Origin of the sequence: Veillonella parvula, from assembly GCF_032575955.1 — a bacterium.
GTDB classification, from domain to species: domain Bacteria; phylum Bacillota; class Negativicutes; order Veillonellales; family Veillonellaceae; genus Veillonella; species Veillonella parvula_J.
Genome location: NZ_JAWFXN010000004.1, coordinates 160,363 through 171,294 on the forward strand (window position 1 = coordinate 160,363; position 10,932 = coordinate 171,294).

The 10,932-nt window shown below is 35.5% G+C and carries 9 protein-coding genes; all 9 read right to left on the minus strand.

Features of this window, described 5'->3' with window-relative positions:
• Positions 1 to 677 precede the first annotated feature (677 nt).
• Positions 678 to 953, minus strand: a complete 276-nt coding sequence (gene cas2, locus E7L28_RS05985; RefSeq protein WP_060919607.1) for a CRISPR-associated endonuclease Cas2 — start codon at positions 951 to 953, stop codon at positions 678 to 680.
• Between the two features lies 1 nt (position 954).
• Complete coding sequence (gene cas1 / locus E7L28_RS05990) at positions 955 to 1,950, minus strand: CRISPR-associated endonuclease Cas1 (protein ID WP_315296781.1); 996 nt, start codon at positions 1,948 to 1,950, stop codon at positions 955 to 957.
• 97 nt (positions 1,951 to 2,047) lie between these two features.
• Positions 2,048 to 3,367: a type III-A CRISPR-associated CARF protein Csm6 gene (gene csm6 / locus E7L28_RS05995; RefSeq protein WP_315296780.1), complete on the minus strand. Its 1,320-nt coding sequence runs from the start codon at positions 3,365 to 3,367 to the stop codon at positions 2,048 to 2,050.
• Positions 3,364 to 4,134, minus strand: a complete 771-nt coding sequence (cas6, locus tag E7L28_RS06000; RefSeq protein WP_315296778.1) for a CRISPR system precrRNA processing endoribonuclease RAMP protein Cas6 — start codon at positions 4,132 to 4,134, stop codon at positions 3,364 to 3,366. The genes csm6 and cas6 overlap by 4 nt, the downstream gene beginning before the upstream one ends.
• Positions 4,124 to 5,299 (minus strand): type III-A CRISPR-associated RAMP protein Csm5, encoded by a 1,176-nt coding sequence (csm5, locus tag E7L28_RS06005; protein WP_315296776.1) that lies wholly within the window; start codon positions 5,297 to 5,299, stop codon positions 4,124 to 4,126. The genes cas6 and csm5 overlap by 11 nt, the downstream gene beginning before the upstream one ends.
• The gene (csm4, locus tag E7L28_RS06010) at positions 5,296 to 6,291 is read right to left on the minus strand and encodes a type III-A CRISPR-associated RAMP protein Csm4 (protein ID WP_315296774.1); all 996 of its coding nucleotides are present in this window, start codon (positions 6,289 to 6,291) and stop codon (positions 5,296 to 5,298) included. The genes csm5 and csm4 overlap by 4 nt, the downstream gene beginning before the upstream one ends.
• A gap of 9 nt (positions 6,292 to 6,300) precedes the next feature.
• Positions 6,301 to 6,984, minus strand: coding sequence for a type III-A CRISPR-associated RAMP protein Csm3 (csm3, locus tag E7L28_RS06015; protein WP_316711523.1), 684 nt, complete (start codon positions 6,982 to 6,984; stop codon positions 6,301 to 6,303).
• Between the two features lie 12 nt (positions 6,985 to 6,996).
• Positions 6,997 to 7,509, minus strand: coding sequence for a type III-A CRISPR-associated protein Csm2 (csm2, locus tag E7L28_RS06020; protein ID WP_315296771.1), 513 nt, complete (start codon positions 7,507 to 7,509; stop codon positions 6,997 to 6,999).
• A 10-nt stretch (positions 7,510 to 7,519) separates the two neighbouring features.
• Positions 7,520 to 10,075, minus strand: a complete 2,556-nt coding sequence (cas10, locus tag E7L28_RS06025; RefSeq protein WP_316711526.1) for a type III-A CRISPR-associated protein Cas10/Csm1 — start codon at positions 10,073 to 10,075, stop codon at positions 7,520 to 7,522.
• Positions 10,076 to 10,932: the final 857 nt, after the last annotated feature.

Genomic DNA, 10,932 nt, shown 5'->3' on the forward strand with positions numbered 1-10,932 from the left:
CAAGCTATGGCATTAGTTTCCGTCCCCTAATGGGGATTATTTAATTTAACCATATGAGACTCCAACGATGTACGGTGTGTCTTTAAAACTCGTTTCCGTCCCCATCAGGGGATTATTTAATTTAACATACTTATATATTCTCAAAGAGGAGACAATGAAGATGAGAAATTTGTTTCCGTCCCCATCAGGGGATTATTTAATTTAACACTTACGATAATAATTATTTTAGTGCTGACGATTGTGTATTGTTTTCGTCCCCATCAGGGGATTATTTAATTTAACAGGTTCCTTTATCTGATGTAGTACGCTCAGCAAAGGGAAATAAGTTTCCGTCCCCATCAGGGGATTATTTAATTTAACCCTGTCTTTGAAACAACAGATATTTACTGGTTCCAAAATGCAAAAAACGGCGGAGATTGCAAATTGAGCCCAAAAGGCACTTTAGCAAGCTAAAATAATGCCGTTAAACCGCGCCACTATCACAACAGCGCAGATTTAATTTTTCAGAAGTTAAATTCTAAACCCATTATATCATATAGGGAAATAGATAATACAATAATAGAATCATCAATACAAAACATCAAGCCTTGAAATACTTTTACCAATATTAATGATCCTATTATTGTTAATTACACCTCTACATCGTAACAGTATGAATCGAGAGTAACTATTTATATTTAAAGAATGATGCAGTCTTGTTCCTTACGTTCTCCAATACCCCAAGTATAGATATTTATAATATCATCAAGGACATAGACTCGTAAGGAGTCCTCTATAGGGTTAATCATCTTGCTAGCTCGCCGCATCATAGCATCATATTGCTTCCTATTAAGCAATGCTTCGAATGCAGATTTCTGAACACGAACACCATAACGCTCCAAGCATTTAACAAGACGGTTACGTGTTTTGTTATCCACCACATCATAGATAACTAGGACGATAAACTTTTTCATATCAGTGAATCTCCAATGGCGTATACAAATCTACATTTTCGTGTATAATTGCACTAGCAAATTGCTTACACTGTTTATAGATAGATTCACGATAGCTTTTACGATCATCAATATATTGATTTTCAGAACGAATTTTCTTATTATAGGCCATTAGAAATGCCTTACGCCCATCTGCTGTCAGGTAGCAACCTTTATCAGAATTATCGAATTCAGATAAATCTACCATATTACGGCTCACCATAGATAGCACCATAGAATCTATAATTGGCGCCCGCCATTCTTCAATTAAGTCAGATGCGAGGGCTGGATGACCTTTAGCTAGGCTATGCATGACTCCTACGAATGGATGGAGACCTGCATTAATAACGCCAGCCAAAATTTCATTAAACAACATACTATATCCTAATCCGAGCATAGCATTAAAGGGATCTCGAGGCGGTTGTTTTGTACGTTTTGTAAAAGCAAAGGCAGGTGGCACAATTTTACCGAGTGCTTCAAAATAAAGACGACTTATCAGTCCTTCATAGCCCATGAGTTCAGATACACGCATACATTCACCAATATGACTACGTACAGATTTAATATTCGCAATCTGTACATCTATATTGATATCCTCTTCCAAATTGCGTGCGTAGCGGCGAAGAATAGTCAACTGATTACGCACCTTTGCCCAAATAATTTTACGTGACATAGCCACTCTAAATGCATTATCATCTAACAGATCAAATTGCTTCTTATGTTTGTTAATGTCAATAGTATTCGTATTGATTATAGTACCAAAATACTTGCCATAACCAGATAGCCATGTAATCGGTACGCCACGTTCAATAAAGTCAGTTACCAATGAGCTTGTTATAGATACTGAGTCAAAAACAGTAATATCTTCGATTCGCTCTAAAGGAACCTCAAACAATACCTCATTATTACGACCAACTACAACATGACCACCGTCACGTTTGATAAACGATCCTGCTTCTGTAACATATAAGGATGACATATAGTCGCCTCCTTTTATACAAATGAATATGCTAAGGAATCAATTTAGGTCTAAAGATGATAATCTATAAAATTATTCAGTTTAATGAGTTTTCACACTATTGAATTTGTTCTAACACATATGTATTAATGGTATCGTAGATTAGTTTATTCTGTTTTTCTTGTCCAGTAATAATAAAGAATACATCCTTAATCTGATGTAAGAAAAATTGTAATGATTGAATATCTGCAGCACTACAGATATCTTGTTCTGTAAATACAACAACTTCATGAGCCATTTTATTGCGAATTTTTTTCTCAATTCTACGTATCTCTTTTAATTGCTTCAATAAAGAACTATCAACTGTATCATAGTCTTCTAACATATGTAACATATGATAAAAAGATACTTGAAGTTCTTTTAGATACGGAGTATCAGAGTTCTCCTTCCATGATTCATAAAGTTTAGGATACTGATTTTTAAACGCTACCATGTCAAGTCGCACTCCCTTAGATGTTTTTTTCTCAACTTGACCCCAGTTTACACGGATCTCTTTAGTAAAGTAATAACGCATCAACTCATACATAAATGGAGTAGTTTTTAAAACAAAGTCCTCAATTTGACCTTGTTTTAAGCGCACTTCCATAAGCATTAAAAACTCATGTAACTTGCGCAGCACCTTATCGGTAAATATAGAAGATAAGTTTATAGAGCCTACTTTACGAGACTTTTGTAAAGCACCATCATAATCTAAACCCAATCGCAATTGAACATGTTCTAAGAGTGGTAATACATCATTAACAACACCATCTGTAAAGGTTCTTTTATAGCCATGATAAAGACTTATAGCCTCTTTGTATTTATAGCTATTGATAAGAGTATGAAGAGATTGTTTAAGATTGTTACGCTTAATATATCCCATTTGAGGTTCATGACATCGATTTTCTGCATCTTCTTGATCATCAAAGTTATTTTCAATAACAATTTCAATATCTTCGTCATCATTAACGGCAGCCTCAGAACGATTAGAGCCTCGTTGAGGGGTATCAACTTGAATACCAAGTACCGCATCATGTTCAACACTAAGATGGGACATAATCATCTTCATTTGAGGTGTTCCAGAACTTAAATTAATAAGTATCTCTGCATCTGGATATTCGGAAAGCATCTCATAGAAATGGTTAATAAATGGTTGTAAAGCATCAATATGATGCACATCTTTAAGACCAGTACGTACGAGCTTAATATGTAAATCGGGTTTCACATGCTTTAAAGCCTTAGAAAAACGACTATCAGAGGCTTCCTTTTGCTCCATTTCCTTACTCAATACGAGGATTGCCATATCGGGATTATAATGCCTCACGATATGAAGTATCCCTCCATCATAGCACCCACGAATAGGATCTGTATCTCCTACAGGAGTATAAAGAATTCTCATTGTACTACCTCACTTTGTACCCCACCCATACCTAATGCGGTCTTAATTCCGAGCCCTGTGAATTGGCTATAGTAGGTCAATAGAGATAAGATGCGTTGCATCACTAAATTTCGCTTAAATTGCATTACAATCTCTCCACGGAAACCACGGATTTTAACCCCTTCTAAACCATACATGCCCATACGTAAATTATAGTCGCGAATGAAAGCTGCCGATTCAAGTGCAGCTAATAAATCTTCAGAATCCATCATTTCAAACGTAGTGAACTGGTTCCATTGACGCAATAAATAGCGATATATACGAAATGCTTCAGGGAATATTGTATATTGTTGATCTACCTTAAAGCTTGTTGTAGTCACACACCGCAATTTAGCCTGCGCATATTCTGCTTCACCACTCCAAAACTTAGCCATTAATGCTTCATAGGAGATTTCCTCTAAAATGGTTCTATCTTGAATATAAATATGCCCTCGTTTTTGTTTCAAAAAAATCTTTTCAGGCATATCTAGTGCTGGTCGTAATATACGCTCAACAGCCTCTGCTGTTACAGCAGAAAGACGCCAAATATATTGACCTTTTTCTTTATCAAAATAGATATATTGGCTATAAGGGCGTAGGCCCGTTTCATGCAACTGACCTGCGTATTCTGTCCCCACTAACTCCATTAAGACGCCATGTAGCACGCTACCTATGGACTGTACAACTTTAATCGATGGATCTGCTGTTATTGCTAACTCAATGGCCATAATTTCAACATTATCTGCCAATATGAATGCCCCCCATTTCATAATAATTGCCATTCCACTTCACTAATTTAATCGCTCGTGGTGCCATAATTTTATCCTTACTATCATGTTTAGCCTTTTGAAAATTTACATCTAAAATAGCTCTAATAATATCAATTCCTGTTTTTTCGTCATCCGTAAAAGCAGCCATAATAATAGTCTTTTGAATAAACCCTGTATTACTGCCAATATAAGCATTAGCTGAGTCTAGTGCCTTAAAGACAGACGGATTAACCTTCTTAAATTTAGAGGCTAATAACTTATGAGTAGCATCAAAGTCTTCCTGTAAAATAGCTAACACTTGATCGACACTAGTAATCCCTATTTCTTTAGTCATAGCTGTATCAAGGGTTAATGTAAAGGAGAATTGCTGATTTGGTAAAATGCACTCACGATGTACAGAAATATCATGAGTTCCATCTTCCTCAACACAAGAATCCTCTTTCTTTAATACCTCTGTTTTAATCACACTCATTGGCATAGCATCAGAAACAGAAACACCTCGGAAAGCGCTAGCTAAAATACCTTTAAATGGTTTTCCTTCATTGTTCGTAAGGACATGAATATGTTTAAGAATAGCTAGATTTACCATCTTAAATATATCTTTGAAAAGACTTCTAGCATTCTTTCTTTTATATACATCTAAAACTTTTCTTAACTCTCTTTGTACATTACTCCTAAATGCTTTATTATTACGAAGCATATGTGAAATAATAGCACTATCAATAATACCTTTAATAGAACTACCAGGAATATAAATATCCCCATTTGCTCCACGAATCTGAGGAGTAATGTCATTCAATGAGTTTTTACGCCCTTTATTATATATCGATGATTTCATAATTGAGCTAATAGCAGGACCTAATGTATCTTTTGTTAGTTGAGATGCACCAATAGTATTTTTTGCCCAATCATACATAGTCCGACCATTTGGCCTTATCATTTCATCCTGCATATATAATTCAAACTCTGCTAACTTATTATGACTTGCTAAAAAGCGAAACCACTCGTAGTTATTAAGTAGATATACTTCACCAGCATCGTAATTATACATATAATCCTTAGTCGTTAGATTTTCAGGGCCACCAATATTGGTAGGACTCACAATAGTGAGCGATAGTTGTGCATGATCTATACGATTACTCATAAATCCACCCCAATCCATAAGCCCATACCATTACGATATACAGGGTGAGGTAAACTATCCCCTGTAATAGTAAGCATTTGTCCTACTAATGCTTTTGGACAAACAGAGCCTTCTTTAACAACATAATAGGAATTACGTTTCACTTGAGTCGTGCTTCCAGCAGATCCTACAAAACCGCCACGCTTTTGTAATTTATAGGAGCCTTGTTTTAAAGTAGCCACTTCATCACTAGTCGGAACACAGGCACTAATACACATCATGTTTCCTTGATTATTGTGAAGCAATACATATAAAGCAGAGTCATCTTTATAAATACCTTCAGATTCCAACTGAATGGGATCATCGGCTAGTTCAAATTTCCCATAGCCACCACTGCGTTTGCCACCGATACCAGATAGACCTAATAATTCAAGAATGGCTTCAAATAACTCACGACTTGTATCATCGGTAAATCTAGCTATAATATATAGTCCTGTATTTGACATAAATTGATAACTACCCACATAATATGGTCTACTTTTTTCACCACGCATATTTACTTGTGTCATGGCTTGCTTTGTTCCAAAGATAGGCATATGTTTTTGTGATGTATCTGACTCTATGTATTGACTAAAATTTTGTAGCTGTGATGCTCGAATGTACTCAATTTTCTTTATCTTTTTTTGTTCCGTAGCTACTCGTTTTGTTTCTTCAAAACTTGTAATCGGCATATCTTTTGAGTCGATTTGCATGATAGGTGAAGGCACATACAATTGATACTCACCATTATCTATGCAGTATGGAAACAAACTAGATAATACAATCTGCTGTGTTTTTACTGAACTTATAAAGGATTCTAATAAACTCGTATCATGACTAATTTCATGGCAGCATGCTCCAAAGAGCACATCAGAACCTAATGTAGAGGAAATAGTTTCTAGGTTTCCCCCTTCTGAGGTATCCCCAAAATGCACTGGTGTAAGAAAACGCAGTGGATATAGATAGTAGTTCATAGTAACAACCTACTTTCTTAATATATCTAATAAATCCTGCGTATTAATAGCACTATTACCTACGGGCTTTACATCATCAATAGAAATATTTACACGACCATAGCCACGAGAGCCATGACCACCCAAATAGTCGATACCTAGTAATGCAAGACCTTCTTGTAAAATCTTCATATCTTCAGTAACTTCGGCTTCATTTTCAATGTTATATGCGACTTTGAAATCGAATGTAGTACCTGCGGGAACACGTTCAATTTGACGAGGTTTAGCACTACCATCAACACGATCAATAACATTTTCAAACTTAATTTCACCCATATAAGTATCAGTATCTATATTAGCAAACAGTTGGCGGCTTTCATCTGTGATAAATAAATCATAGAACTGTAAACGTGCTGGCTGTACAGGGTCTACAGAGCCAAATAGACGTTTGATTTCCTCTTTATCCTTACTTATTTCTTTCATAATATAAGTATCACAATGGCTTTTTGCCAATAAAGTACGTAATTTCCCTTTAATAGAGCTGCCAGGAATGATAGGTTCTTGAGAAACTACATCACGGATAAATGGTGCATCAACGGCACCGATAGGGGCAAAATCATTACTAGCACCAATATGCATACCTGTTTCTAGTTTAATAGTACCTGTAATTAGCAATTTACCACGTAAGGATTTTAAATTATCATTATTCTCCATGTTATACCCCTCCTATCGACGATTTCCATTTGATTGATTGTAATTTTGATTACTAAATGGTTTATTTTTGTTCCAGGCTTCATTAGCAGCTGCAATAATACTGACAGCTCTATATTTATAAAAAGCGACTAATGCTTCTACATATTTACAGAACATATCAAATTTTTTAACATCAGTACCAATGCATTCAACCATCTCTACCAATTGACTATCTTCAATAAAATTTTTTACTGGGTATTTATTATCTTTATCTCGACCAGCTTGATATAAGAATGTAGTTTTTAGAAAACGAACCTCCATCGCTATATTTTCAGGTAGCTTATCAAAGGATTTACTTTTACGTTGTTCCACACCCAATTTATTTTTAATAGCCACTACACTAGATAAAATTTTACGTACTTGTGCATACTTTACGTCAAATACTTCATCTGTTTTTCTGCATTTTGGATTATATCTTAAACGACCGATAGTTTCTTCTGCCTTAGTGACAATATCTATATCCCAATTAAATTTACCTTGTGTCATATACTATTCCTCACTTTGTATCACGCATATAGTAAACAATGAGGTTGCAAGCTGTTAATAATGCTTTGCAATCTTCTTCTGTTTGAATCCATCTATGAATAGCTGTAACAAAGTTTTTATATGATTCATAGGTAGGATTATTTTTCTTAGGTTCTAAACGGGCTAATAAATAGAGAATACGAGCTACATTAATATGCTTTCCTTGTACCTTATCATTTAAAATGCCTTGTAATAATTCCATCAACTTATAAATTAGGCCTTTCCCTAACTTCAGTTTTGATGATTGAGCATCATTAATACCAGGAATAACAAATAATTGATCTAGTGTATAGAGCTTATCTTCTATTACATTATCAATGAGCTCCTCCCACTTATACACATGACGACATATACGCTCTTCACCATTAGCATTTTTATTTGTTTCAAAGCCAAATAAAGCAATACTATCTTTGCCCTCATTATCTTTAGCTACACTTTCAAGTAAACCTGTAATTGCAGCCATTTGGCTAATTGGATAGGATGAAGAGAATAGAGCTAGGCCAGCAGACATAGTGATTTTATTATCTGTAACCTCTGCCAGTTTTTCACGAATATCAATTGCTAATTCTAACAATTCATCCCATGCACCAACAAGGAATACATCGTCACCACCGGAGTAAATAACGTGAATTTTTCTAGTCGTAACTTTTTTATTAGCCCAAATAGTAAATGGTGTAACAGATCTACCAAAACCTTGCACATCACCTTGAGCCATTTTATTAACAGCAACCTTAAAGAACATTGCCAAATCACGAGATAAGTCAGCATATCGTGATAAAGTACCATATTTAAATTTATCAGAGCCCTCAGAAATAAAGCCTCCGATAAAGGCAGCACCAAGGTTATCTACGTCTGCTCGTAATACACCAAGTCGCTTAATACCTTTATCATCACCTAAGCCACTAGATGCGGCAAGTTCTTCAAATTCATAAACTTGACCATTATCCTTGCGTGCTACATAATCTGCTAACCAAATACGATTGAATACATTATGTCCAGTTTTAGCTGTATTCTTAGAGTAAATTCTAAAAATATCATGACTAGTTTCAAACTTCTGTAATGATGCTTCAGGGACCACATAAAGATATAACTTCAAATTATCCGCATCACTATTCAAATTATTAACATATACTTCAACCTTAGGGATACTTTCACTATTATCACTCGTATTAAGGCTAGCTAATACAAAGACCGTATCTCGACTGTCAACAATCTGTTCCCCTAAACGATACAAGCCATTACAAATTGGACAAGCCTCTGCATCTGTATCCTTACCATAAGGCGATAATGTTGCTGTTGAAGTGTGACAAATGGAACATTCCCGCTCGCCATGAAGAACTGTATTATACGTACTATTTGGATTAAATAGATCTGTTAGGTGCCGTTCAGAATATCGTTTAGCCTTAGCCTCACCAACAGATTGGCTCACCTTACGGAATAATGTACGTTGCGATTGAATTAACTCGGCAGCTGTTGCTGTAGCGGAACCAAGTGCTAAATACAATTTAGTACCAAATACGGTTAAGAACCATTCGTTAATGGATTTTTCCATAGATTCAATAGCAGTACAAGTTTTTGTTGTATTAGGAGCCAATACATAAAAATGACCGCCACCATTGTAAATAAGATTTGCCCGAGTTAACTGCAATGCATCTAATAGCTCATCTACAATTTGTTCCATCAAAATTTCTAAATAGAATGAGCGACCACGTAATGATTTCAATGCACCTTTAGACGGGATCGTATAAATAAAATTCTGAATGCCAGAAATATCTCCAGATATTAATCGAAACGATGGCATTTCGCGAAACTTTTTAGAATTCTGATAACAGTATTCTTTATAGTCAGTAATACCTTGTTCCTCAAAATAATGCACCATACTATGTGCCACAGCAGCTGTTATCTTTGAGTGCATATACAAAGAAATATCATTGGCTTGATCTGTTGCCGTACTAGATGGCATATAGGACACAGTGTCTTCATAAATTCTCAACAACTCATTAACGGACATCTTATCGATTGGTTGTTGCTGAAAGTTCTGTACTAACACATCATATAGTGCCTTATACTTATCACTTGATGCACGTATCGTTTTATCGCTTTCAGGATAATTAAAGTGATCAGATACATCAATACCACGTAGATAATACTGTAAGGGTTTATTGCTGGTGTTACCACCAAATACCCGGAAGATTGATTGAAGTGGTATCTCTTTATCAAACTTCTGTGTAGCGGTGCTCTCACCTTCATCAAGATCTCGACGATCTACAGCAGCAGCAACATTATCCGCTTCATACACAATGTATGCATAATCATCATTTTTTAATTGAGCCGCACTAAGCTCTTTCCCATGATGATACTTTAAACAATGAGTAATACTTTGCTTTAAGCCCATATCGGAAAAATAGGGCTCAATGAAAGCAGCGCCGCGCTTAGAATGTGCATCGGTTCCCTGATTAGCTCGATACACGACTTTGCCGATATCATGAAGCAATGCACCCTTTACCAGTGCATCCCATTTACCCATCACATCGCCTCCAAACTCTACTTAAGAAATAAAAAACCTATTGACTTCATTATATATTCATTTCTGATTAAAACCAATAGAAAAACCATCCGATTTATACAAAAAAGCCAGTATATTCACTAAAAAGAATATACTGGCTATATTTTTGTACTTATATGAGTTTTTAACATAAGAACCGACCCCGTGAGGGGGATTATTTAATTTAACGTATTGGAGAATATACTTATAGAGTACAAATCACATGAATTGTTTCCGTCCCCATTAGGGGATTATTTAATTTAACATGCCTAAAACAATTTTTATTAAAACTATAATCGCAGGCACAAAAGAGTTTCCGTCCCTAATGAGGATCATTTAATTTAACGGTAGTATCCATACAGCGACTACCATAAAACAGAATACCGCCGGTTTCCGTCCCCTAATGGGGATTGTTTAATTTAACGCAACATGATTATAAATATAGCCCATACAAAAGGTGGGATAGCATTTCCGCCCCTTATTAAGGATAAGTTAACTTTATCACTAATATATGAATTTACTGTGTACTAAGCCTCTAAACCCATAAGGAGATTATTTAATTTAACAATCACGTATAGATGAGTAAAAGGAGGAGTTTCATGAACATACGTTTCCGCCCCCTAATGGGGATTATTTAATTTAACACGAAGAGGCTCTATTATCCATGACTGCCTATAGTTGTTTCCGTCCCCATCAGGGGATTATTTAATTTAACAATAGTGCAGAAGAAGCTTTTGAACGATTCGAAGTATTAATTGGTGTTTCCGTCCCCTAATGGGGATCATTTAATTTAACAAAAGTGATTTCGGTCGCCCAAATGGCGACTGTACTCGGAATTA

What these genes read in the sequence shown, in the direction of transcription:
- csm3 (WP_316711523.1), bottom strand. Translation starts at nt 6,984, where the DNA reads ATGGAGAATAATGATAATTTAAAATCCTTACGTGGTAAATTGCTAATT.
- cas10 (WP_316711526.1), bottom strand. Translation starts at nt 10,075, where the DNA reads ATGGGTAAATGGGATGCACTGGTAAAGGGTGCATTGCTTCATGATATC.
- csm2 (WP_315296771.1), bottom strand. Translation starts at nt 7,509, where the DNA reads ATGACACAAGGTAAATTTAATTGGGATATAGATATTGTCACTAAGGCA.
- csm4 (WP_315296774.1), bottom strand. Translation starts at nt 6,291, where the DNA reads ATGAACTACTATCTATATCCACTGCGTTTTCTTACACCAGTGCATTTT.
- cas2 (WP_060919607.1), bottom strand. Translation starts at nt 953, where the DNA reads ATGAAAAAGTTTATCGTCCTAGTTATCTATGATGTGGTGGATAACAAA.
- csm5 (WP_315296776.1), bottom strand. Translation starts at nt 5,299, where the DNA reads ATGAGTAATCGTATAGATCATGCACAACTATCGCTCACTATTGTGAGT.
- csm6 (WP_315296780.1), bottom strand. Translation starts at nt 3,367, where the DNA reads ATGAGAATTCTTTATACTCCTGTAGGAGATACAGATCCTATTCGTGGG.
- cas1 (WP_315296781.1), bottom strand. Translation starts at nt 1,950, where the DNA reads ATGTCATCCTTATATGTTACAGAAGCAGGATCGTTTATCAAACGTGAC.